Annotated in this window: 31 protein-coding genes and 1 pseudogene; all 32 read right to left on the bottom strand. The window is 38.0% G+C overall.

The features are described from left to right. The coding region (locus tag PHO70_02770) for a hypothetical protein (GenBank protein MDD5431892.1) at positions 1–1,187 on the bottom strand (1,187 nt) is incomplete at its 3' end. A gap of 663 nt (positions 1,188–1,850) precedes the next feature. Beyond that, on the bottom strand, positions 1,851–3,287 hold the full coding sequence (locus PHO70_02775) for an NAD(P)/FAD-dependent oxidoreductase (GenBank protein MDD5431893.1): 1,437 nt from the start codon (positions 3,285–3,287) through the stop codon (positions 1,851–1,853). Continuing rightward, the gene (locus tag PHO70_02780) at positions 3,284–3,889 is read right to left on the bottom strand and encodes a nitroreductase family protein (protein ID MDD5431894.1); all 606 of its coding nucleotides are present in this window, start codon (positions 3,887–3,889) and stop codon (positions 3,284–3,286) included. Before PHO70_02780 ends, PHO70_02775 begins: the two co-directional genes overlap by 4 nt. A gap of 26 nt (positions 3,890–3,915) precedes the next feature. Then, on the bottom strand, positions 3,916–5,175 hold the full coding sequence (locus PHO70_02785; GenBank protein MDD5431895.1) for an FAD-dependent oxidoreductase: 1,260 nt from the start codon (positions 5,173–5,175) through the stop codon (positions 3,916–3,918). A gap of 3 nt (positions 5,176–5,178) precedes the next feature. Next, positions 5,179–6,243 (bottom strand): SDR family oxidoreductase, encoded by a 1,065-nt coding sequence (locus tag PHO70_02790; protein MDD5431896.1) that lies wholly within the window; start codon positions 6,241–6,243, stop codon positions 5,179–5,181. A 10-nt stretch (positions 6,244–6,253) separates the two neighbouring features. Beyond that, positions 6,254–7,462 carry a beta-ketoacyl-[acyl-carrier-protein] synthase family protein gene (locus PHO70_02795; GenBank protein ID MDD5431897.1) on the bottom strand — a complete coding sequence of 403 codons (1,209 nt, stop codon included), beginning with the start codon at positions 7,460–7,462 and terminating at the stop codon, positions 6,254–6,256. 146 nt (positions 7,463–7,608) lie between these two features. After that, on the bottom strand, positions 7,609–8,058 hold the full coding sequence (gene fabZ, locus PHO70_02800; protein MDD5431898.1) for a 3-hydroxyacyl-ACP dehydratase FabZ: 450 nt from the start codon (positions 8,056–8,058) through the stop codon (positions 7,609–7,611). Position 8,059: 1 nt separating this feature from the next. Then, entirely contained in the window at positions 8,060–8,314 is a 255-nt protein-coding gene (locus PHO70_02805) for an acyl carrier protein (protein ID MDD5431899.1), read from the bottom strand. A gap of 17 nt (positions 8,315–8,331) precedes the next feature. Beyond that, a complete protein-coding gene (fabG, locus tag PHO70_02810) occupies positions 8,332–9,078 on the bottom strand; it encodes a 3-oxoacyl-[acyl-carrier-protein] reductase (GenBank protein MDD5431900.1) in 747 nt (248 codons plus the stop codon). Position 9,079: 1 nt separating this feature from the next. After that, complete coding sequence (locus PHO70_02815; protein ID MDD5431901.1) at positions 9,080–10,318, bottom strand: beta-ketoacyl-[acyl-carrier-protein] synthase family protein; 1,239 nt, start codon at positions 10,316–10,318, stop codon at positions 9,080–9,082. A 3-nt stretch (positions 10,319–10,321) separates the two neighbouring features. Beyond that, complete coding sequence (locus PHO70_02820; GenBank protein ID MDD5431902.1) at positions 10,322–11,341, bottom strand: hypothetical protein; 1,020 nt, start codon at positions 11,339–11,341, stop codon at positions 10,322–10,324. 10 nt (positions 11,342–11,351) lie between these two features. Further along, complete coding sequence (locus PHO70_02825; GenBank protein ID MDD5431903.1) at positions 11,352–11,576, bottom strand: helix-turn-helix domain-containing protein; 225 nt, start codon at positions 11,574–11,576, stop codon at positions 11,352–11,354. Between the two features lie 156 nt (positions 11,577–11,732). Further along, a complete protein-coding gene (locus PHO70_02830) occupies positions 11,733–11,963 on the bottom strand; it encodes a lipoyl domain-containing protein (GenBank protein MDD5431904.1) in 231 nt (76 codons plus the stop codon). Between the two features lie 52 nt (positions 11,964–12,015). Further along, entirely contained in the window at positions 12,016–12,759 is a 744-nt protein-coding gene (gene lipB / locus PHO70_02835; GenBank protein MDD5431905.1) for a lipoyl(octanoyl) transferase LipB, read from the bottom strand. A gap of 2 nt (positions 12,760–12,761) precedes the next feature. Beyond that, on the bottom strand, positions 12,762–14,051 hold the full coding sequence (gene lpdA / locus PHO70_02840) for a dihydrolipoyl dehydrogenase (protein ID MDD5431906.1): 1,290 nt from the start codon (positions 14,049–14,051) through the stop codon (positions 12,762–12,764). A 7-nt stretch (positions 14,052–14,058) separates the two neighbouring features. After that, complete coding sequence (locus PHO70_02845) at positions 14,059–14,979, bottom strand: malate dehydrogenase (GenBank protein ID MDD5431907.1); 921 nt, start codon at positions 14,977–14,979, stop codon at positions 14,059–14,061. Continuing rightward, entirely contained in the window at positions 14,976–16,067 is a 1,092-nt protein-coding gene (locus tag PHO70_02850) for an isocitrate/isopropylmalate dehydrogenase family protein (protein ID MDD5431908.1), read from the bottom strand. Before PHO70_02850 ends, PHO70_02845 begins: the two co-directional genes overlap by 4 nt. Beyond that, complete coding sequence (locus tag PHO70_02855; GenBank protein MDD5431909.1) at positions 16,068–16,568, bottom strand: 3-isopropylmalate dehydratase small subunit; 501 nt, start codon at positions 16,566–16,568, stop codon at positions 16,068–16,070. A gap of 114 nt (positions 16,569–16,682) precedes the next feature. Further along, entirely contained in the window at positions 16,683–17,729 is a 1,047-nt protein-coding gene (locus PHO70_02860; GenBank protein MDD5431910.1) for a type IV pilus twitching motility protein PilT, read from the bottom strand. Between the two features lie 15 nt (positions 17,730–17,744). Next, positions 17,745–18,998 carry a 3-isopropylmalate dehydratase large subunit gene (locus tag PHO70_02865; GenBank protein MDD5431911.1) on the bottom strand — a complete coding sequence of 418 codons (1,254 nt, stop codon included), beginning with the start codon at positions 18,996–18,998 and terminating at the stop codon, positions 17,745–17,747. A gap of 3 nt (positions 18,999–19,001) precedes the next feature. Then, a complete protein-coding gene (locus PHO70_02870; protein ID MDD5431912.1) occupies positions 19,002–20,177 on the bottom strand; it encodes a pyridoxal phosphate-dependent aminotransferase in 1,176 nt (391 codons plus the stop codon). Between the two features lie 18 nt (positions 20,178–20,195). After that, on the bottom strand, positions 20,196–20,762 hold the full coding sequence (rplQ, locus tag PHO70_02875; protein ID MDD5431913.1) for a 50S ribosomal protein L17: 567 nt from the start codon (positions 20,760–20,762) through the stop codon (positions 20,196–20,198). A 43-nt stretch (positions 20,763–20,805) separates the two neighbouring features. Then, positions 20,806–21,795, bottom strand: coding sequence for a DNA-directed RNA polymerase subunit alpha (locus PHO70_02880; GenBank protein ID MDD5431914.1), 990 nt, complete (start codon positions 21,793–21,795; stop codon positions 20,806–20,808). A gap of 63 nt (positions 21,796–21,858) precedes the next feature. Beyond that, the gene (gene rpsD, locus PHO70_02885; GenBank protein ID MDD5431915.1) at positions 21,859–22,485 is read right to left on the bottom strand and encodes a 30S ribosomal protein S4; all 627 of its coding nucleotides are present in this window, start codon (positions 22,483–22,485) and stop codon (positions 21,859–21,861) included. A 3-nt stretch (positions 22,486–22,488) separates the two neighbouring features. Beyond that, positions 22,489–22,878 carry a 30S ribosomal protein S11 gene (gene rpsK / locus PHO70_02890; GenBank protein ID MDD5431916.1) on the bottom strand — a complete coding sequence of 130 codons (390 nt, stop codon included), beginning with the start codon at positions 22,876–22,878 and terminating at the stop codon, positions 22,489–22,491. Positions 22,879–22,920: 42 nt separating this feature from the next. Next, positions 22,921–23,331: a 30S ribosomal protein S13 gene (gene rpsM / locus PHO70_02895; GenBank protein MDD5431917.1), complete on the bottom strand. Its 411-nt coding sequence runs from the start codon at positions 23,329–23,331 to the stop codon at positions 22,921–22,923. An 82-nt stretch (positions 23,332–23,413) separates the two neighbouring features. Next, complete coding sequence (gene rpmJ / locus PHO70_02900) at positions 23,414–23,527, bottom strand: 50S ribosomal protein L36 (protein MDD5431918.1); 114 nt, start codon at positions 23,525–23,527, stop codon at positions 23,414–23,416. Between the two features lie 47 nt (positions 23,528–23,574). Next, complete coding sequence (infA, locus tag PHO70_02905; protein MDD5431919.1) at positions 23,575–23,793, bottom strand: translation initiation factor IF-1; 219 nt, start codon at positions 23,791–23,793, stop codon at positions 23,575–23,577. A gap of 18 nt (positions 23,794–23,811) precedes the next feature. After that, the gene (gene map, locus PHO70_02910; protein MDD5431920.1) at positions 23,812–24,564 is read right to left on the bottom strand and encodes a type I methionyl aminopeptidase; all 753 of its coding nucleotides are present in this window, start codon (positions 24,562–24,564) and stop codon (positions 23,812–23,814) included. Continuing rightward, the gene (locus PHO70_02915) at positions 24,545–25,210 is read right to left on the bottom strand and encodes an adenylate kinase (protein ID MDD5431921.1); all 666 of its coding nucleotides are present in this window, start codon (positions 25,208–25,210) and stop codon (positions 24,545–24,547) included. The genes map and PHO70_02915 overlap by 20 nt, the downstream gene beginning before the upstream one ends. Next, on the bottom strand, positions 25,211–26,557 hold the full coding sequence (gene secY, locus PHO70_02920) for a preprotein translocase subunit SecY (protein ID MDD5431922.1): 1,347 nt from the start codon (positions 26,555–26,557) through the stop codon (positions 25,211–25,213). Next, positions 26,550–26,987, bottom strand: a pseudogene (gene rplO / locus PHO70_02925) (50S ribosomal protein L15). Before rplO ends, secY begins: the two are co-directional and overlap by 8 nt. Between the last annotated feature and the right edge of the window lie 7 nt (positions 26,988–26,994).

Here is a 26,994-nt window from a genome sequence, read left to right on the forward strand (position 1 = left end):
ACTTCTTGAAGCTGGGTTAAGTTGCCTTTTATCTTTGGCGTTTCGCTGGTAAAATCGCGGATAATATCTATTTCAGAAAGTTTAACTTTGTATTGAACCATCTCTAAAGTAGTGTCAAGTATTGTGTTTAATTCAAGTAATTCAAAATTCTCATCGCCGCGGCGGGAATATTTCAAAATTCCACGCACAACTTCCCCTCCCTGCACAACATTTGCCTGAATGCGTTCAAGGGCATGGTTTATGTCTTTAAGCATTTCTTTAACTTCGGGAGTGCATTTTGAAGTGTCTGTATTTACCAGAGTATTAATACTATCTCCTGCGATCAATGAAAGAGCGTAGAAACGGTTATTTATTTGATGTGATAATCCATCGGCCATGGTCCCGATTGTTGCCATTTTCTCTGCCTGTCCGATTTGCTCCTGCATTTCTTTTGTTTCAGCATAGAACTGCGCGTTCTCAATTGCAAGCGCTGCCTGGCTTGCAAGCACTTGGAATACATTAAGGTCGTCAATTGTAAAAATCTCTCCTGAAATTTTATCTCCTAAAACAAAAAATCCCATGAATTTATCTTCCAGAAAGCTCGGGATAATTACCGAAGCGTCAAGCAGATGCATTTTTTCTTCTAATATCTTAAAAGTTACTTCATTGGTGTCTTGGGCTTGGCGTTTAATTTCTTCGTAAACAAGCGGCTCGCGCTTAACCATAATCCATGAAACAAGAGTATTGTCGGAAGAAATTTTCTGAATCGGCACCCTTCCTTTATCCCGGCAAACTTGCAAGACATATTCATCTGCCTGCCGGTCGTAAAGATAGGCCGAGAAATAGGAAATTTTGACGGTTTTGGTCATAATGTGCGCAATTAGGTTAAGGAGTTTGTTTAGGTTGCGCACGCGAGTCATGCCGAGTGAAGCCTGTTTTAAGGTTTGCTGATAGCGTCGTTGCTCTTTAAGCAGGCGGTCCTCTGCTCTTCTTTGGATGTAGATATAAAGGAACGGGCCAACAGTGGCTAAGAGGGTTAACAAGCCAAACGGCACAATCCACCATTGTGAACCAAGCATATCAACAAGCCAGCTTTTAAGCCAAATAGTCGCTGCGAAAGGTATGCCGAGAACGAGGGTGTAAACAGCGATAAATACGCCTGCTCGGGTGATGGCTATGGAAACATCCATAAGTCTATATCTAAACATTGCATAAGCAAAAATAAAAGGATATAGTCCGATAAGAATGTTTGAATAAGGATAAACAGGTAATCCAAATATAATATATAAGAACATTCCTTCTGGTCCTAGCCAGCCAATTACTGATCCGATTAAGAAATATTTTAGCTGATTGCTTTGGCTTCCGTTAGTACTCCCCCTGTAAAGATTGAATATTAGAAAGAAAGTATAAAAGAGGATTAAATTATAAAAAATAATATAATAAATCAGGTAAAGTGGATTAATCTTTAGATTTAAAACAAAGAAATAAAATTGATTAAAGGAATATTCTAAAAGAATAAAATCTTTTTTAAAGAAAATTAAGTAAAGAGATAGGATAGTTAAAATATAAACTAAAATGATTTGAAATGTTCTACGTTTTGTTTTGGTAAGTATTAGCGCGTAATGAATGAAAAAAGTGCAGGTTAATGTTACTCCTATATGTGCTATTTTAGTCCAATATAAGGCAATTTCTTTTGAATTAGTAGTTGAAAACTTGTAAGCACCTAAAGCCCAAATTGCACAAGCAACGCAAACCATACCCCAGACATTAGAAAGGCGCTTATTTTTGCCTTTTGTAAATGTGAAAATAGCAATAAAAGAATTTGTAATTAATGTGAATATACAGGACCAAGCAAATAGGTTCATTTTTAGTTATAATTTATCACTAAACGTACTTAAAATATTTTTTGCCGTAATTCTACCAGAAACAGCTACTGTTGAAATCCCTCCTTGTCCTGCCCCTCTAGTGCACCAATGACCTGCAAGATAAAGATTTTTTACTGAAGTTTTTTGCGGAATTAAATTGCCCTTAGTTTGATTTTTTGTAGAAGCCCACCCAAAAGCAGCTCCATTCCTATTTAAAGTGTATCTATGGAAAGTACAAGGAGTGGCTGTTTCAATTAAATCGATATTTTCTTTGAGGTCGTCCACTATCCTATTAGAAATGTCTATTAGTTTGTTTGTTAATTGACCTCTTTTTTGTTTCCAAAAATTCTGATTTTCAAAAGTAGCCATTGTAAATATTTCAATAGTATTTTTTTGAGATTTAACTAAAGACTTGTCTTTTGAAGAAGGAAAAGACACTAATAAGCCACTAATTATATTTTCTTTTAAGTTGGTTCTTAAATTCTTGTAACAATTTTCAATATTGTTTTCTGAAAAATACCAAATATTAGAGCAGTTGTTAGAGGTCTCTTTTAGGTCTTTTTTTATTCCCAAGTAGACTGCAAACACTGAATTTGAAGGCTTAAGTCTATCTACCGTTTTTCTTTCCTTAGTTTTGGTTTTAATTAATTTCTTAAAAGTTAAGGTAGCATCACAAGCAGAAACTGTTCTTTTAGAATAAATCTTTTCTTTGGATACCAACTCTACTCCTATAGCAATGTTATCTTTAACTAAGATTTTAATGACTTCTTTTGAAAGAATAATTTCTCCCCCAAGTGATTTAAATCTTTTTACGAATGCTTCAGTAAAATCTTGCATTCCTCCTCTTGGATAGTATCCCGGGTCTAGTATGAATTCATTAAAGAATACAATAGCGATGATAGCAGGAATTTTACTTGGTGGTAAACCCATATTGCCTAATAAAAGCAATCCAATTGATGATTTTAAATTAATATCCTTAAAGAAATAATCAAGCAAATCTTTTGTGCTTAAGTTTTTAGTCGCTTTAAATTGAAGAAAAATTTCTTTTTTAGAAATGAACTTAAAAAAACGTTCAATATTATTTTTTTCTTTTGGAAAACTTTTTTTAAATTCATTAATTGTGTCAAAATAATTTTTTCTAATGTAAGTAATTGAATCAGGTAGGATTATTTTATCAGCCGGATCAAATTGATTAAATTTTATTATATTGGTTAGATCGAGTTCTTTAATAATTTGGTTTAGCGATCCATGTTTTATCCCGCCAATATAGTGGATAGATGTGTCAAATTTATAACCTTTTCGCGTGAAAGAAGTGCAATAGCCACCTGCCATTGAGTGTTTTTCAACAATTAACACTTTCAACCCAGCTTTAGCAAGATAACACCCGCAAGTAAGGCCCCCGATTCCCGCTCCAATTATTACTACATCGTATTTGTTTTTCATTTTATATGTTTAACTGCTTCTATGCTATTTTTGCGAATAGAACGTTTGCCTTTTTCCGCTGGATAACCAAAGGTCAGAATTGCTATTAATTCTTTATCGGTTTTAAGTAGTTTATTAATTCCTTCTTTGCAAAATAGAGGAGTGTCAAGCCAGCAGGAGCCAATTCCACAAGATTCAGCACCAAGAATCATATTTTGGATGGCCGCAGAAATTGCGCTAAATTCAGCCTTCTTGATTATGCCTGAAAACCTTGAGTAAATTTCTTTAAATCTATTTTTCATTTTATCCATATCTCCGGAATTATATACTGCAATTGTAACAGGAGCTGACTTAATTATATTTGATGCGGAGTGAAGTAAAATATTAACTCCTGCTCCGGAATTCTTGGATTTTTTCAAAACGATTTCCGATAGTTGTTTTTTTATCGATTTATTTGTTATTACTACAAAAAACCAAGGTTGGATTCTTAGGAAGCTTGGAACTGACGGCCCCCAGATCCCCGCCTCAATAATCTTATCCAAGATTTTCTTAGGGATGGATTTGTTTTTATATTTTCTTACTGTCGCGCGCTCTTTGATAAGTTTGAGTACATCAGTTTTCATACAAAACCTTCCGTGGCTGGTGAAGATTAAATTTTCTTAGCAAACCATTTTGTCATTGCTATTAGTGGAAGCATTGGCGGCAGGCCCGGAGCAAATGGCAATACACTGGCATCGCAGACAAAAAGATTCTTTAGTTTTGTTTCTAAGTTGTTATCTACAACTTTTCCAATAGCCGCAGTTCCACCCGGATGCGCGCCTTTTAATTTTGTGACAAATATGTTCTTTGGGTCAACTCCGCATTCAACAAGAATTGTTTTGGCAATATCTCTTCCTTTTTTTAGTTTTCTTAGGTCGTTTTCTGTAGGGGCTTTGGATATTGTGCCATCAGGATAAACTTTTCCAATAGAATCGTCATTAATCTTTGTCATGATTCCGATTAATTTTCTTCTTTTGAAAATGTTTAGGTAGTCTTTTGGCTCTAATCCGGAGAATAAACCGATGCAATTAGGGTCTACAAATGGCGACAATACAAATCCTTCGGTTTTGTGGAATTTAGTACAAACTACAGACATTGATAATTCTTTTGCCTGTGTAGAATCTTTTGCAACTCCATAAGTCATATGAAACAAATCTACAAAAAGATTATCTCCAGCTTCAATCCCTGAATTTTGTAGAATTATTGGAGTTCCTATGCCTCCTGCGGAAAGGATGATTTTGTCAGCAAAATACTTCTTTCCATTCTTTCCTTCTACTCCAGTGGCTTTCCCGCTTTCTTCAATAATCCTTTTAACTGAGAATCTAGTAATTAAATCAATGCCTAGGTGTTTGATTTCCTCCCAGCATTTTTTTGCCGACCATTTTATGCCAAATTTGCACCCTTCAGAGCAATGTCCGCAGTCAAGGCATTTTCCCGTAATACTAAACTTAGGCATAGGGAACATCTCATAGCCAAGTTTATTCGCAGCATCCATTATCCTGTGCGAAGTTTTACCAATTTCAAGGCCGCTATCTCTGACAAAACATTCTTTTTTCGCCTCGGCAATTTCATCTTTGAAGTCAATGCTAAGTTGGTTGTATTCTTTGTCGGTGAAATCAACCGCGTTTCCGCAGCTAACAATGCTTGTGCCTCCAACGCCGAAAACCCTAAAAATCGTAACTCCTTGGATACTTTTTGCAAGAGCAAATTTATCATAAAAAAGCGCAGCAGGAAAAACCGAACCCAAGTTATTAATAATCCCGCCTTTTTCTAAAAGCAATACGGTTTTATTTTTTTTAACTAATTCTTTAGCAAGCACTAATCCGCAAAGCCCGGCTCCTACAATTATATAATCATATTTTTTTTCCATTTTTCACCTCTGTTTTCTTAGGAAGTAAGTTAGTATTCTTTCTAAGAGGCTGTTGGTGATATTTGGCATAGTAAAGCCACAACTTTTTAGTATCGCATTTGTATCAGTAGAGTCAAGATTTATTTTGAAATTTACCGAAAGGATTGTAGCGCGTAAAATTGCCTGTTGCGTAGGGGTAAACTTATCGGCAATAAATTCTTCCAAGCTTGTAATCTTGGGTTTTTTAAAGTTTGCCAGTTTAGCTGCAGTATTAATTATTGTTTCTATTGGAACTAAATCTGTTGGGATAGGATGGAATGTCTTGTTTTTTTCTTTTGTGGTGTTTGCTAATACGTAAATCGCGTTTGCTGTTAGGTCAATCGGCACCAAGCTTAGGCGGGCGTCTTTAATCGGCAGAGTATCAAACAATTCAATCCTGCACAGGTTAATAAATTGATAGACGTGTTTAAATTGGAATGTTTTTCCTTCTATAGAATCTCCCATGATCATAGAAGGCCTAAATATATCAACCCAAAGCCCTTTTTTACGGAATTCTACCACAATTTTCTCTGCTTCAAACTTTGTTTTTTCGTAATTTGTATCAAACCCTTGTCCGACATCCAGATCCTTTTCGGTAAATTTATTATGATAATTACCGTAAACATAAGCTGTGCTGATGTGGTTGATTTTCTTGAGTAAGCCATTTTTTGCAAAACTATCGCTTAAATCAAGTATTCTTTTGGTGCCTGTAACATTTATATTGGTAATTTCATTTATTGGGCGGTTTAAATCTGTGATTGCGGCGCTATGATATATTTCTTCAACAGAATCCCGTAATTCCTGAAGCGTTTGATTACTCAACGCCAAGTTATCTTTACCGACATCTCCTTCTAAAATAACTAAATTATCGGGTTGAAATTTAGTATCCCAGAATTTTAACACTTCTAAGATTCTATTTTGTGAGGTTTTTTCTTTTGAACTTCTGGAAAGCGCAAAAACTTTATGGTTGTTCTCTAAGAATATTTTTAAGAGGTAGGAGCCAAGCAGCCCTGTTCCACCGGTGAGAAAAATTGTTTTTTGAGAGTTCATGAAATCGTTTTTATCCCGTTTTTCCAAAGACTATGCAGCAGTTGTTGCCGCCGAAGGCAAAGGCGTTGTTGAGTGCTGTGTTAATTTTAAGTTTTCTTGCTGTGTTTGGTACGCAGTCAATGTCGCATTCAGGGTCAGGTTCAGTAAAATTGATTGTCGGAGGCAAGACTCCTTCTTTAATCGCCATGCAGCATGCAGCTGCTTCAATGGCACTCGCAGCCCCCATGCAGTGGCCAAGCATTGATTTACTTGAGCTAACAGGTAGTTTTCTTTCTCCGAAAACTTCTTTTATGGCAGTAGATTCTTCTTTGTCATTTTGAGTTGTTCCTGTGCCATGGGCATTGATATAGTCAATATCATCCGGCTTAAGCCCGGAGTCGTTTATTGCTTTCTCCATTGCTTTTCTAATCCCTCTTCTTGCCGGGATAGTCATATGATGAGCATCGCAAGATAAGCCGGCTCCGAGAATCTCCGCGTATATGGGAGCTTTTCTTTCAATAGCTTTTTCTAAGGGCTCTAGAATAAGAATGCCTGCGCCTTCCCCCAGAAGCATCCCTTTCCTGTTCTTGTCAAATGGGGCGCAAATATCAGGCGCCATCGCGTATAATTTCTGGAATCCTTGGTATGCAATCCTTGATAGTGCCTCAGCGCCTCCCGCAATCGCTAAATCTACCTGTCCGGTTTTGATTAAATCAAAGCCATAGCTTAGGCTATAATTTCCCGCAGAACAGGCATTGGGGATTAAAAGATTAGCCCCTTTTGTTTTAAAGAAATATCCGGTGTTTCTTGCAATTGAAGGAGAGAAAATATTAAGTAGGAATTTATTTGTCAGGCTGTCAGGGTCATTTTCCAAAATCATGTGTGATGACAGGTCTATAGTATTTCCTTCAGGAATAGTTACGCCAATAACAAATGCCGGCTCTGTTTTTCTGATTGACGGGATGGGGATTTTTGCGTCTTTTAATGCAAGTTTTGTCGCGGCAATTGAAAAAACTGAAGCTCGCCCCATAAATTTCAGCATTTGTTTGGGGACAAAATCTTCGGGATTAAAGTTTTTTACTTCTCCCCCGTTTTTGCGGGTAAATTTGGAGGTGTCAAACAAATCAACTTTGCTTATTCCGGACTTTCCTAAGATTAAATTCTTCCAAAAATCTTCTATTCCTATCCCAATTGAGGAAACAATTCCTAATCCGGTTACCACAACTCTTCTATTCATCATAATTAATGGTGTCATTCCCGCGAAAGCGGGAATCTACGCTATTTTCTGGATCTTTGCTTTCGCAGGGATGACAATATTCATCCGTCATTCCCGCCCCTGCTTCCGCAGGGGTAAACTCCAGTGGGAATCTACGACATAACCTTGTTTTATTCTTTTGGTTTGATTCCAAAGACGATGTTAGCTTCAACGACTGTTTCGTTATCAACTAATGCGCAGGCTTTGACAATTCCGGCGTTGCCAAGGATTTTCTCACCTTTTATCTTTAAAATTAACTGATCTCCGGGCCGCACCGGCTTTAAGAATTTAGATTCAACTCTACCTAAAAAGTATGTCGGGTGTTTTTCTGCGATTTCAGGTTTAAGTGCAGCAAAAAGAAGTATGCTGGCCTGCGCAAGCGCTTCAATGATTACAACCCCCGGCAGGATAGGATTCCCCGGAAAGTGCCCCTGAAAAAAATAATCATTCATAGTGACATTTTTTAAGCAAGTAATTTCTCTTGAAGGCGCATTTATTTCAAGGACAGAATCAACAAAAAGAAAAGGGTATTTCTGCGGCAAGATTGATTGGATTTTATTTATATCCCAGATAGCAGGCATATTATTTTTCTAGTAATGGCTGAAGGACTTTGTAAACATCGCCAAGGCTTCTTAAAGTAGGAATTTTCTCTTCAGGCACAACTACCTTGTATTTCTTTTCAATGCTTGCGATAATTTCAAGCGCCATCATGCTGTCAATACCTAAGTCTTCTGAAAACTTAACATTTTCTAAAAGTTCTTTTTCTTCAACTTCGGTAATTTCAGCGACTAGTTTTTTTACCTCAAGCTTGATTTCCTCAAAATTCTTTTTAGCCATAGCCTCTCCCTTGGTTGTCAGATTGCCAAGCCACCGTCGATTTTAATTGCTTCGCCGGTAATGTAATTAGCTTTTTCCGATGCAAGAAAAACGCACAAGTTTGCCACTTCTTCGGCTTCGCCTAATCGTTTCACTGGTATGATTTTTAGAATTTCGGTTTTCATTTCTTCTCTCATCCCGCTTACCATATCTGTATTGATAAAGCCCGGACAGACAGCATTTACGGTAATATTATATGCCGCTACTTCCTTTGCTAAAGCTTTTGTAAAGCCTATTATCCCTGCTTTTGAAGCGCTATAATTTGTCTGGCGCGGTAATCCGGTTATCCCGCTTACCGAGCTCATATTAATTATCTTGCCTGATTTTTGTTTCAACATTGTTGTTATGCAGGCCCGGCTCATGTTAAACGTCCCGCCGAGATTGGTTTCTAAAACATCTTTCCAGTCTTCCTGAGCCATCATTAACAATGCTTTATCTTTGGTAATACCTGCGTTATTGATGAGTATATCTATTTTTTGGAATTTTTCCATAGTTTTTTCAATTACTTTCCGGCATTGCTCAAGGTCTCTGACATCTGTTTGTAAGCTGAGGCATTCAATATTTAATCCTTCAATTTCTTTTTTAAGTTTTTCCGCTTCCTCTATATTTTTATTATAAGTAAATACTACACTTGCTCCTGCTTTAGCAAGCGCAACACAGCAAGCCCTGCCGATTCCGCGAGAGCCGCCGGTAACAATCGCAATCTTTCCTTTTAATTCATTCATTTTAATTTTCCGTAAATTTTTCGAGGATACAGGCGCTATTGTATCCTCCTGGGCCAAAAGAAGTAATTAATGCAATCTTTACGTCTTTTTTCTCCCCTTTGTTAGGAACACAGTTGATTTCGCACTCCGGGTCTTTTTCTTCATAGTTTATTGTCGGTGGAATAATTCCACGCTGCATTGCTCCTATGCAAGAAGCAACCTGAAGAGCACCTGAAGCTGCAAAAGTTTCACCAATCATGGACTTAATTGAACTAACTGGGATGTCTCTTAATTCTTTTCCAAAGATTTTATTAAGGACTTTTACCTCTGTTTTATCCAAATCCTGAGTTGAATTAGCGCAGCTTGAGATATAGTCTATATCTTTAATGTCGATTCCCGCTTCTTTAATTGCTTGAATTATTGCGATCTCAAGGCCTTCTCCTTGCGGGTTAATCGTTCCCATCTTACTCGCGTCAAAATAATTACAAACACTTTTAATTTTAGCGTAAATATTAGCGCCTCGTTCCCTTGCCCTATCCTTTTCTTCTAGAGAAAAAACACAGGCAGCTTCTCCTAGTATAGGGCCATTTCTTTTTTTGTCAAAGGGGCAGCTTAATTCTTTTCCGTTTAACCCGGCCATGTAGCCAAGTTTTTGTAAGCCCATAAATAATGATGAGGTTAAAGTTTCGACACCTGCAGAGAAAATAATTTCTGCTTTGTTTGTTTTCAGGGCGTCTATGGAGTATTTCAACGCGGCAAGGCCCGAACAAAACCCCGTGCTCACTGTTGCATTAAAGCCTTGTATATTAAAACGGATTGAAACTTGAGAAGAAGCTGCGTTCATTACTGTTGAGGGGAAAAGCGCCGGGCTTGCGAATTCTATGCCTTCGGTAAATACTTCTTTGTCAAATTCCGTAATAGACCATAAATGCGGAAAGGTTGTCCCTGTGCAAACGCCGAATTTATCCGTATTCTCATCTGTTATTTCAATTTTAGCATCGTCAATGGCAAGTTTTGCCGCTGATATTAAAAATAATGCGCTTCTATCTAAATTCCTCAAACCCTTAGCGCCTAAGATTTCTTTTGGATCAAAGTTTTTAGCTTCGCAGGCAGATTTTACTTTAAATTCATCTGTGTTGAAGAAAGAAATCTGTGTTGATGAATTTAAGCCGTTTTCAAGAGCCTGCCAGAACTCAGCCTTACCGATTCCGTTCGGGGCAATTACCCCAATTCCTGTAATAACAGTTTCAAAGTTTTTCATAGTTTATCTTACCGGTGCATGCGGCGCCCATACCTCAAAGCCATGTTGGACCGCAATATCAGAAATTTCTTCCATTTTGTCAGAACACGAACTTTCTCCTAAATAATGATGGAATGATTTCTCTTCAAAAGTTAAAAGCATTGTTTCTGCCATAGAGGCATTAATCACGCCTTTGGGAAGCCCTAAGTCAATATTAATATCTTCCGGAAACGGAACTTTTACTAAGGTGCCGCTAATTACCGGAAGCCCTTTGCAGATGTTATTTTCTGATTTTGAATTTAAAGTAGCATCGCAAAAGATCGGCTTTTTTTCTAATTCGGAAACCATTTTTTCTAAATTCACTTTTGAAAAATCCAGATTAATGATGATATCAGCCTCTTTAATAGCTTTATTTATATCTGGTTCTACGCAAATCATGGTATTGTTATTGTGTAAAATTGTTTCTTCTATTCTTTGTAATATTTTAGGATCATCTCCTTGCAGGATAATTTTGTTTATGCAGCTTGAAAATCGTTCCGAGCAAAGTTTGCCTATTGAGCAGTCCGCACCGATTATGACAAGGGTTAAATTATTTGTTTTTAAGCCTCTTTCTCTGCAGGTCCTATAAATAGTTTCATAAATTGCCCAAGCGGAATAATATTTTCCGTTTGTTACTGGAAGAGGAACCTTTTCTTCAATTTTTTGATGATTTTTTTCTGCCAGGTATCCTGCATATCCGCTCAAGCCTAAAAGGCTTGCTTTAAGCTGCTTTGCAATGTTACCTGCTGAGTAAATCGTGTTTAGAACGAATTCTTCATCAAGGTTTGGAGCCTCGTTGTCTAATAATGGGCTAATGATAACATGGCCTTGTATTTCTTTTCCTTGAGTTGATTGGATACGTTTTAGATGAATTACTTTGCAAGGATAACTTCCTTTGGAGAACATTTTCGCAAAAAAACCGGGCATGCGTTTAAATGCAGGCCAGAATCCTTTAGCTTCATCCAGATTTGTCGGGTTTACTACAAAAGCAAAGCTTTTTATCATGTTAGGTTGGTTAGTTTTCCTCTAAAGATGATTTTCTGCGGTCTCTTTTTGAATAATTATATTCTGATTTCTCTTTAATCCATCTTTCAATATGTTTTTTGTGGAATCTCCAGTCTGTCCCAATTTTAAAAGCCGGGAGTTTCCCTTCACGAGCGTATTTTTGTACTGTTAAAAGGTGGACATTTAAGTATTCTGCTACATCTTTCGCTGTCCAAATTTCTTTATTCTGTGACATATTTAACCTCACTTTAGCATATTTACACTTGCTATAAATATACTATCAAAACCATGACTTGTCAATAAAGAATTTAGGGACAAAATAAAGGGGACGGTTCTATTTTTTTTGGTTTTCTTGACCGTAAAAATAGAACCGTCCCCTTTATTTACCTTTTTAATCTATAATTGCTAAAGTGTCTCCAACGTTAACAGTATCTCCTTCCTGAAACATGATATCGGAGATAGTTCCGGTAGCTGGACTGGGAAGATTGAATGTAGCTTTATCGGTTGCAAATTCAACAAGGTCGTCTTTTTCGCTTACCTTGTCTCCTAATTTAAAAAACCAGTAGGAAAGGGTTGCTTTTGTGATTCCTTCTCCTAATTCCGGAAGAACTACTTTAACCATGGTATCCTCCCTGGGCACCAGCCCGCCCTGTTTCATCCGATAGAAACAGGGGTCATAGTATTGGGGGTAAGCGTCTTCTTAGCCCCAGTTTATTAATTGATGTTGTTGTTAAACTTGCAGTTGAAAAAACCGCATTAAATTCCGGAAAAATCTCACAGTTGGGTTCTTCAGGCAGCGTATTGTTAAATTTAGCAGCAATTTTATCTTTTAATTCTTTGATTTGCATGGAAGCTCCTAATTCAGCTTCTAAACAAGTCATTTTAATATCCATTCCACACGGCCTGATTAAATTAAAGTTTTCTAAATCAAATTTCTTAATATTGATACTAAGGCCGTGGAAACTTATCCAGTTTTTAATTGATATCCCGATTGAGGCGATTTTCTTATCTTGAACCCATACGCCGGTTAATCCGGGACGCCTTACTCCGTTAATTCCCATTTCACAAAGTATATCCATGATAGTTTCTTCAAGGTATCTTAAGAAAAGGTGAATGTCTTTTTTGAAATATTTAAGGCTGAATATGGGATAAACTGTCAGCTGCCCGGGGCCATGATAGGTTATATCTCCTCCGCGCGTTGATTCAATAACTTGAATTTTTTTTGCTTTTACTTCTTCCGGAGGAGCTACTAAATTTTGCCTGGAGCCTGCCCTGCCGATTGTAATCACCGGATTATGCTGGCAAAAAATAAGTGCAAGCGGATAATCTTCATTTTTTACAGCTGTGTGGGTTTGTGTTTGAAAGGCTAAAGCCTTATTGTAGTCAATCAAGCCTAAATCAAAGATTTTAACTTGCATTTTTATTTGATTGCGTCGTGGATTGCTTCTGACACTGTCGGGTGTGCAAAGATTATATTCTTTAAATTTGCTGTTGTGAAATGATTAGAAATTGCTAGTGCTAAAATTCCAATTAGCTCTGTTGAGCGAGGCCCGATTAATGAGCTTCCTAAGATTTCTTTTGATTGCTTATGGGAGATAATCTTTATAAAGCCTTCTGTTTCATCTAAGATTCGCGCCATGCCGTTTCCAAGGAAATCAAATCTATCAATATTAATTTCAATCTTTTTCTCTTTGGCTTCAGCTTCTTTTAGCCCTACGCTTGCAATTTCAGGATCTGTAAAAATACAATTAGGCACAGTCGTGTTATCCGCTTTTTGCAAATTTCCTTCGGTAACAGCGTTTGAAGCGGCGAGAATCCCTTGATAAGAAGCATAGTGGGCCAACATGATTTTTCCTGTGCAATCTCCGCAAGCAAAAACTTTCGGATTACTTGTCTGTAGGTAGTCATTAATAATAACTTTACCTTTTTGCATTTTGATTCCCAATTCTTCAAGTCCAAGGCCGTAGGTATCAGGAGTTCTGCCTACGCAAACCAAAATTTTACTAATTCCTTTAAGGTCCAAATCTTTAGCATCAGTATTAGTACAGACTTTAATCCCCTTTTTCTTAAAGATCGTTTCTAACTTTTTGGCAATCTCAGCGTCTTCTTCGGGTAACAGAAAAGGCATCTTTTCAACTAGCGTGACTTTTACTCCTAAATTGTTAAATAAACTGGCGAATTCACAGCCGATTACTCCTCCTCCGATAATTAAGAGTGATGCTGGAATCTCGTTTAGATTAAGCAAATCGTCGCTTGAAAGCACATTCTTACCGTCAAATTTGAAAATCGGCAATTCCATCGGTTTTGATCCGGTAGCAATGATTAATTTCTTAGTTTCAATTATCTTTTCATTTACTTTAATTCTTTCAGGGGATAATAATTGAGCCTCCCCATTTAATAAATCAATCCCCTGGAGCATAAATTGCATTCCTTGGGTGAGCTGTTGGACTATTTTATTTTTTCTTTCCTGGATTTTTGCGAAATTAAAGCTACAGTTGGTTAAATCTACTCCGAATATGGAAGATTTTTTGGCAAGAGAATATATTTTTGCGCTTTGGATTAAAGCTTTAGTGGGAATGCAGCCGCAGTTAAGGCAGGTGCCTCCTATTTTTGATTTTTCAATGAGGCATACTTTAGCCCCAAGTTTTTTTGCTTTGATGCTTGCGTTAAACCCAGCCCATCCTGCGCCGATTACAACAATGTCATACATTATAAATTTAAAGAGGTAATTGTGCGGTTAATTTACGAATACTCTCAGCTGAAGCGATAAATTTGTCTTTTTCTTCTTTATTAAGATCAAGCTCAATAACTTTTTCAATCCCGTCTTTTCCGATCCTGCAGGGAACTCCAAGGCAGACGTCTTTAATGCCATACTCTCCATTCAAGCTGGCACAAACGCCAATAGTCCGTTTTTCATTCTTAACTATTGTTTTTACGATATCAGCGATTGCAGCAGATGGAGCATAATATGCGCTACCCGATCCCAAATTAGAAACAATCTCCAAGCCTCTGCCTATTGTCCGATTGATTAAAGTTTCTAGCTTAGCTTTATCTACAAATTCGTCTAACGCAATGCCATTAATTTTTGTAAATCTTGCTAAAGGAAGCATTGCTTCTCCATGGCTTCCAATAACGCAAGCCTCAACGCTTGTTTGAGGAACTTTTAATTCTAAAGCAATGAGGTTTGCAAAACGCGCGGAATCAAGGCCGATCCCCATACCGAAAACTTTATTATTCTTAAATCCGGTTTGCTTTAAAGCAAAAAAAGTCATTAAATCCAAAGGATTGGTAACTACAATTAGTATCGCCTCTTTTGCCAGATTTTTAATATTAATTGAAACATCTTTGATGATCTGGGCATTTTTAGCCAGGAGCTCTTCTCTGGTCATTCCGGGCTTACGTGCAAGGCCGGCAGTCATAACGACAATGTCAGAGTCTTTTATCTGCGTAATGTCATCACTTCCTGTGATATTGTAGTTTTGTTTTAAAATCGGGCGGGCATCTTCTAAGTCAAGCGCTTTTCCGTGAGCTAAGCCTTTAAGGATATCAACGATTAAAATATCGCCTACACCCTCTTGAGCTAAGCGCATAGCGGTTGTGCTTCCCACATTCCCAGCACCAATAATACTGATTTTCATAGTTTTTCTTTAATTTTTTTGATAATAGCATCAGCCATTTCTTGAGTGCCGACGCTGCCTGGATCATCTCTGTGCGGTTTTAAATCATAAGTAACATCTTTACCTTCTTTTAAAACATCTTTTATTGCGTTTTCAAGTGTATCAGCAGCTTTATTCTCTTTTAAATATCTTAACATCAATACGCCTGATAAAATCATCGCAGTAGGATTAACTTTATTAAGCCCTGCGTATTTTGGAGCCGAGCCATGAACTGCTTCAAAAACTGCTACATCATCCCCTATGTTTGCTCCCGGGGCAATTCCTAATCCTCCGATTAACCCTGCGCAAAGGTCGGAAAGAATATCCCCATAAAGGTTTGGAAGGACCAGTACATCGTAATCATTTGGTTTCTGCACTAATTGCATGGCCATATTATCAACCAGTGCTTCTTGAAATTCTATCTTTCCTTCGTATTTTTTTGCAACTTCCCGGGCAACTTTAAGGAATAAACCATCAGTAAATTTCATAATATTCGCTTTCTGAATTACTGTAATTTTTTTTCTATTGTTCTCTAATGCGTATTCAAAAGCGAACTTTACGATTCTTTCTGTGGCAAATCTTGAGATAGGCTTAATGGAAATACCTGATCCGGGGCGGATTTTTTTCTTGCTAAAAGTTTCTATCTTTTCTATAAGTTCTTTGGTTTCAGGTTTGCCTTCTTCAAATTCAATCCCCGCATATAAATCTTCACTGTTCTCTCTTACAATTAAAAGGTTGATATCTTTAAAATTGCTTTTTACTCCGATGTAAGTTTTTGCCGGCCGGACGCAGGCATAAAGATCCAAAGCTTGGCGTATGGCAACATTGACTGAGCGAAAACCTGTGCCGATAGGAGTTGTAATCGGGCCTTTAAGAGCAACTTTATTTTCTTTAACCGAATCAAGTGTTGCTTGCGGTAGGAGTTCGCCAGTTTTTTCTAAGGCAGCTTGCCCAGCTAAAGCTTCAACCCACTCTATTTTTACATTTGTTGCATCAATGCACCTTTTCGCAGCAAGGGCAACTTCTGGGCCGATACCATCACCGGGAATCAGGGTAACTTTATGATTCATCTAGACCTTTAATTCCTTATATTTCTTGAAATAATTAACTACTCCGCCTTCTTCTAATAATTTCTGCATAAATGCAGGTAGAGGTTTAATCTTAAATTCTATATTCTTACTTGTATTTTTTACAATACCGTTATCTAAGTCAACTTCAAGGATGTCAAACTCATTAATCTTATCAGTATCCAGTTCAATCAAGAGAAGGCCGATATTAAATGCATTGCGGTAGAAAATCCGGGCAAAAGATTTCGCTACTACTGCTACTATCCCCGATTCTTTAATAACTAAAGGCGCTTGTTCTCTTGACGAGCCCATTCCGAAATTCTTACCGGCAACGATTATTGATTTTCCGGGTGTAATCTTTGAAGGGAAGCTCGGGTCAATATCTTCCATGATATGTTTCGCGAGCTCCTTAATATCAGTAATTGCGAATTTATAACGCCCGGAAATAATAAAATCCGTGTTAATGTTATCTCCTAATTTTATTGCTTTGCCGTCAAATTTCATTTTAAGTATCCTTTACTCATCTGTCATTCCCGCCCCTGTTTCCACAGGGGTAAACTCCAGCGGGAATCTATGTTACATCCTGGATCCCTGCTTTCGCAGGGATGACAACTTTTTTTAGAGCTGTTTAAATTCGTCTAGATTCTTTACTTTTGACATTGCCACGTCTAAGGTTATTAATCCTTTTTGAGTCAGTTCCTTTAATGACTTATCCATGGTTTTCATTCCGAATTGAGATCCGGTTTGCATGATTGTCGGGATTTGCTCAATTTCCTGTTCACGGATTAAATTTCTAATTGCAGGAGTTGCAACCATGATTTCATTTGCCATAACACGGCCTTTGCCTGAAGCATGCGGAAGCAATAACTGGGAAACAACTGCCTGTAATGAGTCTGCTAGCTGCAATTTTACCTGCATCTGTTGGTGTGGAGGGAAAACATCTATAATTCTTTGAACTGTCTGAGGAGCATCAGGGGTATGTAATGTTGCCAAAACCAAGTGCCCGGTTTCTGCTGCTGTTAAAGTAGTGGAGATTGTTTCAAGGTCACGCATCTCTCCTACTATGATTACGTTAGGATCCTGCCTTAAAGCTCGTTTCAGGGATTCAGCAAATGAATGCGTGTCAGCGTAAACTTCTCTCTGCTTGATAACACTCTTTTTATTACTGAAAACAAATTCAATAGGGTCTTCAATAGAAACTATTAAACACTCTCTTTCATTATTAATCTGGTCTATCATGGCGGCAAGGGTAGTAGTTTTACCCATGCCGGTTGGCCCAGTAACAAGGACTAAGCCGTTTGGACGGCGAGCTAACTCAGGAATAATTGCTGGAAGGCCAAGGCTTTCCATAGTAGGGATAACTAAAGGCACACGCCTGCAGGCTGCTTCAACAGAGCCTTTTTGCATGTGGATATTGACTCTGAACCTGTCCAAATCCGGAAGCGCTAAAGAAAAGTCCAGCTCAAGGTCTCTTTCAAACATTTCTTTTTGCGTATTTGTCAAAATGCCGTAAATCATTTTCTTAAGAGTGTCTTTGGACATGACAGGAAGGGTTGTGCGGTTTAATTTTCCATCAATACGCAGGATTGGAGGTTCGTTTTCTGTTAAGTGCAGGTCTGAAGCCTGTTTTTCTATACACATTACAAGCAGATCTCTTATCTCCATTCTAGTCCTCTCTTTTTATAGATATTGCTTGGGGTCTGTTATCCTGCCGCGGAGTGCGGATGCTGCAACTGTGGCCGGTGAAGCAAGGTAGATAAAACTATTTGGGTTTCCCATTCTACCTTTAAAGTTTCTGTTAGCAGTTGAAATAACGCTCTCTCCATCTGCGGGTACGCCATTATGAGTTCCTACACACGGCCCGCATCCGGGAGCAACTATTACTGCACCTGCTTTTATAAGAGTATCAACAATTCCTAGTTTTAAGGCGTCCAGATAAATATCGCGTGAACTTGGAGCGATTATCAATCTAACTCCTGAGGCAACGCGTTTTCCTTTAAGTATTTTCGCAGCAACCTTTAGGTCGCTTAATCTTCCGTTAGTGCAAGTGCCCAAAAAAGCCTCATTAATGATTACGTTCTTTAACTCTTGCGCCGTTGAAACTGTATCAACGCTATGAGGTATTGAAACTAAAGGCTTGAGTTTAGAAATGTCAAATTCCAAGACAGATTCATATTTAGCATCTTTATCTGCTATTTGTGGGTTAAGTTTTGTCCCTTTCGGCATTCTTGGCTTTAACCAATCAAGAGTGGTTTTGTCAACCGGCATTAGGCCCACCTTTGCTCCCATTTCAACAACCATATTGCAGATAGTAAATCTTGCATCCATGCTAAGCTGGTCAATTACAGGGCCGTAAAATTCTACAGCTTTATAGGTTGCGCCATCAGCCTTAATTTCGCCGATTATATGGAGAATAATATCTTTGGCATAAATACCTTTCGGTATTTTACCTTTAACGATAATTTTAATTGTTTCCGGGACCTTAAACCAGTTTTTCCCGCTTGCTAATGCAATTGAAAGATCAGTTGAGCCGACCCCGGTTGAAAAAACTCCCAAAGCTCCATATGTGCATGTGTGTGAATCAGCACCTAAAACTAAGTATCCGGGTAAAACCTGCCCTGATTCAGGGATAACCTGATGGCAAACTCCGCAGCCAATATCGTAAAGTTTGGTTTTAAGGCCTGATGCAAAGTCGCGCATCTTTTTGTGCACTCTTGAAACGCCTTCACTTGGCGAAGGAGCACTATGGTCTATAACCATGCAAAACTTTGTTTTTAGCTCTTTTATGCCGAGCTCTTTGACTCGATCAATAATAATTGACGATGTCCCGTCTTGCCCAAAAGCAAGTTCAATATTACAGACAGCAAAATCACCTGCGCTTAAATCTTTTCCTGCGTGATTACTTAATATCTTTTCTGCGACAGTCTTTCCCATTAATTAAATTTCCTTAAGCCAGGTTTCTAACCTATCCATGGCAATCGTAAGCTGCTCTATTGAATTAGCGAAACTTATGCGTACATAATTATTAAGCCCGAATCCTATCCCGGGGATTATACTTACAAATTTTTCATCAAGCATCCTGTTTGCAAAAGTCATGGAATCAAGTTTTGTTCTTTCAATCCCGCAAAAGATATAAAATGCTCCCTGCGGAACCACATATGAAATTTTATCCATCTTTTTGAGGCGGGAGATTATATAATTTCTTCTTTTTTCAAATTCTATGCAAAGGCTTTTAGAAAATTCATCAGGAGCGCTTAATGCTGCAACAGCTGCCTTTTGAGCAATAGAATTTGGGTTTGAAGTTGAATGATCCTGAAGGTTTGAGATTGCATCAGCAATTTCCTTGGGAGCTCCGAGGTATCCAATACGCCAACCAGTCATGGAGTAACTTTTTGATAGCCCATTAACTGTAATTGTTAGATCGTAGATACTCTTATTCAAGCTGCCGATGGAAAAGTGTTTTAAGTTGTCAAAAATAATCTTTTCATAAATCTCGTCGCTTATGACATAGATTTTATTATCCACGCAGATTTGTGCAATTTCTTCCAGTTCATTTTTTTCGTAAACACAACCGGTTGGATTTGATGGGCTATTTAAAATAAGCACCTTTGTTTTTTTAGTTATTGCTTTTTTAAGTTCCGCAGTGGTAATTTTAAAATTATTTTCCGGCAAGGTTTTGATAAAAACCGGTTCTCCTTCACACAAATTAACCATTTCCGGATAGCTGACCCAGTAAGGAGACGGAATAATAACCTCATCTCCACGGTCTACCAATACAAACAAAGCATTAAAAATGCTGTGTTTTGCACCGCAAGAAACTATGATTTGGTTAGGCGCGTATTCTAGTGAATTGTCTTTCTTGAATTTTTCCGAAATGAGTTTTTTTAATTCAGGAGTTCCTGTGGTAGGGGTATATTTTGTAAAACCGCTTTTAATAGCTTCAATTGCGGCGTTTTTGATAAAATCAGGGGTATCAAAATCAGGTTCTCCCGCAGCAAGCGTAACGATATCCTTACCCTCTGCTTTTAGTTTCTTTGCTTTTGATGTTATAGCAAGAGTTAAGGAAGGGTTAATTTTCTTTAAACGAACGGCTAAAGTTGTATCTGTTCGCATAGGGATATGAAATTAAAATTATAAAGAATCCCTCTCTTTTTTAAAGATACCTCTAAGGCCACCTAAAAATTTCTTTGAAGGCTTTTTTGTAACCGGAGGCTTTTCTTTAACTGCGACATTGCTTTCTTGTGCCTTTTCTTCTTTCTGCGCAGTTTCAATCTGTTCAGTTTTGGAAACCTCTTCGGTTTTAGTTTCTTTTGCTTTCTTTTCTTTTTTGACTTCTTTCTTTTTAATTTCAGTTAACTCAAAAATAACTAACTTAGCGCTGTCCCCTCTTCTGATCCCATAATTGATTATCCTTGTAAAACCGCCAGTCCTATTCGCAAACCTAGGAGCGATATCACTAAAAAGCAAGCTTACCAGTTTATGGTCGCCTAATATTGAGAACGCATCCCTTTTTCCTGCTAAGGTATTTTTTTTGGCAGTTGAGATTAATTTCTCAAATAAAGGCTGAGTTGTTTTTGCTCTTTGCAAAGTTGTCTTTATGCTCTGGTTTATAAGAAGGCTTCTAATCAAGCTTTTCACGGTAGCTTTGTGCCAACTCGTAAAGCGGTTTAATTGATATCTGGATTTTTTATGTCTCATTTTAAATTTCCTTGAAGTTAGTTATATTTAAAGCTAACGAATATTATTTTTTAAGTTTCTTTTGGTCAACTTGCATGCCTAAAGTTAACCCCATACCCATAAGCAATTCTTTAATTTCAGTCAGGGATTTTTTACCGAAATTTTTAAAAGCAAGCATCTCCTCTTCGCTTCTCTTCACTAGATCAGCGACGGTTTTAATATTCGCTTCTCTTAAGCAATTTGAGCTTCTGACGGAGAGCTCAAGTTCGGAAATCGGAAGCCTTAGTTTTTCATAAACAATAGCCTCTTCTTTATTCATCTCAGGTTCTTCCTCGGCGATATCATCAGGAAGCTGTCCAAAGCTGACAAAAATATCAAGATGCCTCTGTAAGATATTTGAAGCATAGAGAAGTGCATCTTTTGGGCTGATTGCTCCGTTAGTAAAAATCTCCAAGATAAGTTTATCATAGTCTGTTTTTTGCCCGACTCGCGTATTCTCTACAAAGTAATTTACTTTAATTACTGGAGTAAAGATTGAATCAACAGGAATAAGCCCTATGATTTTATCCTCTTTTTTGTTTAATTCTGCCTGGACATAGCCTCTGCCTCTTGCAACTTCCATTTCCAGGTTGAATTTAACATCTTTTGTCAGTGTGGCAATATGAAGCTCTGGATTGATTATTTCAATTGTTTCATCAACAATTATATCTTTTGCCTTAATCTCACCCTTTGAGTCCTTTTTGATGTAGATAGTCTTTGGAATCTTTGAATGAGAGTTAATGATAAGGCTCTTTATATTTAAAATAATCTCCGGAAGGTCTTCAAGGACTCCGGGAATACTGGAGAATTCATGCTCGGCGCCGATAATTTTAATTGAGGTAACAGCGCTTCCTTCAATAGATGAAAGAAGGACTCTTCTTAAAGAGTTCCCTAAAGTAACTCCATAGCCTCTTTCAAAAGGTGCCGCAGAAAACTTCCCATAAGTTTCTGTGTAGGTAGATTCATCGCACTCTAATCTTTTTGGTAGTTGAAAATCTCTCCATTTTATACCCATCTAGTCCTCCTAATTAATATTAATTTTAAAGTTTAGAACTTTAAAGTGTAATACTTTTAAACTTTATTTGGAATACAACTCTACGATCAACTGTTCCTGAATTATATGTTCAATATCTTCTTTTTCAGGAAGCCTTATAACTTTGGCGGTCAACTCTTTTGCATTAAACTCAAGCCATGAAGGGACAGTCCTTTCTTTTGTAATCTCCATGGTCTCCTTCATGTTTTTAGATTTATCGTTTGGTTTTATTTGAATCACATCGTCTTTTGCGATCTGATAAGAAGGGATGTTTACCCTTACAGAATTTACCAACACATGGTTATGGCGTACGATTTGCCTTGCCTGTGCCCTTGATAAGGAAAGCCCGAGCCTGAATATTACATTATCAAGCCTGCGTTCCAACATCTGTAAAAGCACTTTACCTGTGACGCCCTTTGTGTGAGAAGCAACTTCAAAGTATCTACGGAACTGTTTTTCCAAAACTCCGTACATTCTTTTTACTTTTTGTTTTTCGCGCAACTGTAAACCATAGTTGGAAAGCTTTGTTCTTCTTCCTTCTCCATGGTCTCCGGGAGCGTATGCCCTTTTAGTAACCGGGCATTTTTCCGTAAAACATTTTGTGCCTTTTAGAAAAAGCTTATCTGTTTCCCTACGGCACAACCTGCAAACTGCATCTGTATAACGAGCCATTGATTACACTCTCCTTTTCTTCTTAGGACGGCAACCATTATGAGGAATCGGAGTCACATCCTTTATTAAGGTTATAATAAGCCCCGCAGCCTGTAAGGCTCTAATAGCCGATTCTCTTCCAAATCCCGGCCCTTTTACGCGCACCTCAAGTTCTTTAATGCCAATTTCTTTGGCTTTTCTTGCCGCGTCTGTTGCCGCAATCTGGGCTGCAAAAGGGGTTGATTTCTTTGAACCGCTGTATCCTACGATACCCGGAGCAGACCAAGCTAACACATTCCCCTGCCTATCTGTAATAGTGATAATTGTATTATTAAAACTTGCCTGAATGTGAGCAATCCCTGCTGTAACCCCTCTGGCAATCTTCTTCTTTTTTGCCTTATCTTTTGTTGCCATATTAATTTTACTCCTTTTCCTCTAAATAGTGTTTATTTAAGCCTATTTTGCAGCTTTAGGTGCTGCTTTTGCCGGTGCTTCTTTTTTAACAATAGCTAAATTGCCTTTACGAGGGCCTTTTCTGGTCCTTGAGTTTGTACGGGTACGTTGCCCTCTAACAGGAAGCCCTTTTCTATGGCGTGAACCTCTATATGAACCGATATCCATAAGCCTTTTAATATTCTGAGATATTTCTCTGCGAAGGTCGCCTTCAATCCTAAGGCCACTCTTTTGAATTGTATTGGTAATATGAGAGATCTCTTCATCTGTCAGGTCTTTGGCGCGCTTGCTTGGTTCAATCCCGGCATCTTTACAAAGCTTGATTGAAACAACTTTCCCAACGCCGTATAAATATGTTAATGCAATATCAACTCTTTTTTCTTTAGGAATGTCAACACCTAGAATTCTTGGCATTTATTTTTTTCTCCTTAATTTCCCTTTAGCTTAATTCAGAGGGGTTAATCTCGAACGAAGAAAGGGGGTAAACAAATTTTATCTAACCCTGTCTTTGTTTATGTTTTGGATTTGTGCAAATTACCCGTAGAACTCTTCTTCTTTTAATAATTTTACACTTATCACATATTTTTCTAATGGAAGCTTTTACTTTCACTTAATTTTCCTTTCAAATGTTTCATTATAAGATTTATATTAAGAGGCTTATTTGACTCTAAACGTAATCCTGCCTCTTGTTAAATCATAAGGAGATAACTCAAGCTTTACTTTGTCCCCGGGAAGTATTCTTATGAAATTCATGCGCATTTTTCCTGAAACATGAGCGAGGACAACGTGCCCATTTTCCAGCTCAACTTTAAACATCGCATTTGGGAGCGCTTCAATTATCTTGCCTTCTGTTTCAATCAATTCTTCTTTAGCCATAGCTTTGTCTTTAAAGTTTTATGAAGCAAAAGCCGTTAAAATTTGAGGTCCGTCTTCCGTCACAGCTACAGTATGCTCAAAATGCGCTGAGAGCGAACCGTCTTTTGTAACTGCTGTCCAGCCATTTTCAAGAATTTCTGATTCCCAGGAGCCCATGTTTACCATTGGTTCAATGGCTAAAACCATGCCGCTTTTTAATTGTGGCCCGAATCCTTTTCTTCCGAAATTCGGGATTTCCGGGTCTTCGTGCAACTTAACTCCAATACCGTGCCCTACAAATTGCCGAACCACTGAAAAACCATTTCTCTCAACGTAATTCTGAATACTGTAGGAAATATCTCCTAAGTAATTCCTTACCCTTGCTTCTTTTATCCCGATTTCCAAAGCTTTCTTTGTTACATCTATGAGCTTTTTTTCTTTTGAGCCTACTCTACCTATTCCTATTGTAATTGCCGCGTCAGAGAAGTATCCTTCCAAATTAACGCCAAGGTCAAGGCTTAAAATATCTCCTTCAAGAAGCACTCTTGGGCCGGGAATACCATGCACAATCTCTTCGTTTATTGAAGTACAGACTGTTGCCGGGTAACCGTTATATCCTTTAAAGGCAGCTTTCGCGCCTTTTTTGACAATGAGCTCTTGCGCCAAATCATCTATTTGGCCAGTTGTGATCCCAATCTTAACGAACTTTTTAAGCTCTTCCATCACCAAGCTTAAAATTTCTCCGGACTTTTTCATCATCCGAAGATCAAATTCAGATTTTAACGGAATCATTATAAGCCTTTGCAAGCTTAATTATTTCTTTAAGAACGACTCCCGCTTCTGCATCAGCGGATAAATTATTAAATTTATTCTTTGATTTGTAATATTCTATTAAAGATGCGACTTCGTTTTTATAAACCTCAATCCTCTTTTTAATGGTTTCAATATTGTCATCGCTTCTTTGATAAAGCTTGCCGTTGCATTTATCGCAAATGCCTTCAACTTTAGAAGGCATGTTGGTTATATGGAAATTAGCACCGCAATTACTGCATACCCTTCTTCCGGAAAGCCTTTGTATGATTACCGGATCAGAAGTATCAAGATAAAAAACTAAATCAATTGACATGTTTCTTTTTTTGAACATCTCATCCAAAGATTTCGCCTGGGCCAAATTACGTGGATACCCGTCAAGGATAAAGCCTTTTTTCGTATCGGGCTCGTCGAATCTTTGCATGAGCATTTTAGCAACTAGCTCATCAGGGACTAAAAGGCCTTTATCCATGTATCCTTTTGCTTCCTTGCCTAAATTAGTTGCATCTTTGACATTCTGGCGTAAAAGGTCTCCCGTTGAAATATGTGCTAAATGAAGCTCTTCAGCTAATCTTTTTGACTGTGTTCCTTTTCCTGCGCCAGGAGGACCTAAGAAAACTATTCTCATTTATCGCCTTCCTCTAATGTGCCCACCCTTAATAAAGCCTTCGTAGTGGTGCGTTAAAAGATGAGATTCGATTTGTTTTAATGTATCTAACATGACTCCAACAACGATAAGGATTGCTGTGCCTCCAAAAAATGATGCAACTAAGTACGGCACTTTAAGCCAGGCCATGATTAGATCGGGAAATATCGCAATAAAAGCAATAAACATTGCACCTGCTAAAGTAATCCTTGTCATAACATAATCCAGGTATTCTGCCGTAGGCGCTCCGGGCCTGATCCCGGGAATAAATCCGCCGTATTTCTTCATATTTTCAGATAAGTCCAACGGATTAAAAACGATTGCTGTATAGAAATAACAAAAGAATATAATTAACAGTGCGTAAATTACCGTATAAAGAATGTGTCCTCTGATTAATCCTTGTGCTAACCTTTGGAAACCCGGATTTGGGATAAAAGAAGCCAATGTCGCCGGAAAAAGTATAATTGACTGCGCAAAGATAATAGCAATAACACCGGAAGTGTCAACTTTAAGCGGTATATATGTTGATTGGCCTCCGTAAATCTTTCTTCCTACAATCCTTCTTGCGTATTGAACTGGAATTTTTCTTTGCCCTTGAGTTATCATTATAACTGCAAAGACCACGCTTACAAGAAAGACCGCCATAATTAACAGTGTAAAAGGTTGAATCTGCCTGCGGCTTGGAGCAAAGGGTGAAATTAAAACAAAAAGCTGGTGAAATGCCGATGGAATCCTGGAAACAATACCCGCAGTGATGATTAATGAGATACCATTTCCTATCCCCTTTTCCTGTATTTGTTCTCCCAGCCACATAATAAAAATAGTTCCTGTGCTAAGAGTTAGCATTGTAAGTATTCTAAATCCGATCCCCGGAGTCATAACGATTTTTAATCCTTCAAACCGGGCAGGATCTTCAAGCCACAATGCGATAAAGAATGATTGAACTAGTGAAAGGACTATGGTCCCATAGCGGGTAAATTGGTTGATTCTTTCGTGCCCTGCTTTTCCTTCTTTGGCGATTTTTTCCAAAGCAGGAATTACTGCGGTCAAAAGCTGCATGATAATTGAAGATGATATATAGGGCATGATCCCAAGCGCAAAAATGGTCAGTCTCTCCATTGCGCCACCCGAGAACATATTCATTATGCCAAAGAGCGTTCCGCCTTGAGTCTTTGCAACACGGCTAAAAAACTCTGCTAAAGCCGATCCGTCAATCCCGGGAGTAGGTATATAGCAACCTATCCGGTAAACGGTAATAAGTGCAAGAGTAATTAGAAGACGCCTTTTTAAATCAGGGATCTTAAATGAATTAACTAATGCACTAAGCATTTATAATTTCTGTCTTTCCGCCTGCCTTAATAATTTCGGCAGAGGCCCTTTTTGAGAAAGCATGGGCTTGGATGGTTTTAGCGCTTCCTATGGTGCCATCTCCTAAGACCTTAACAAGCTTCGCTTTATCTTTTATTAAACCTTTTTGAGCTAATAATTCTATGCTAACTATTGCCTCTTTAATCTTATCTAACTGTCCAAGATTAATAATCTGGTATTCTTTCTTAAAAATATTTGTAAAACCGCGTTTAGGCATCCTGCGGATTAAAGGAGAGGTTCCTCCTTCAAAGCCAATATAAAAATGCCTTCCTGCACGCGAAGTCTGTCCTTTACTTCCTCTTGTGGAAGTTTTACCATGCCCTGAACTTGAACCCCTGCCAAGCAACTTCTTTTTTTTGTGTGCGCCCTTAGGAACAGCTAAATTATGTAAACCGAAG

This window comes from Candidatus Omnitrophota bacterium, assembly GCA_028715415.1.
In the GTDB taxonomy this organism is placed as follows: domain Bacteria; phylum Omnitrophota; class Gorgyraeia; order Gygaellales; family Profunditerraquicolaceae; genus JAQURX01.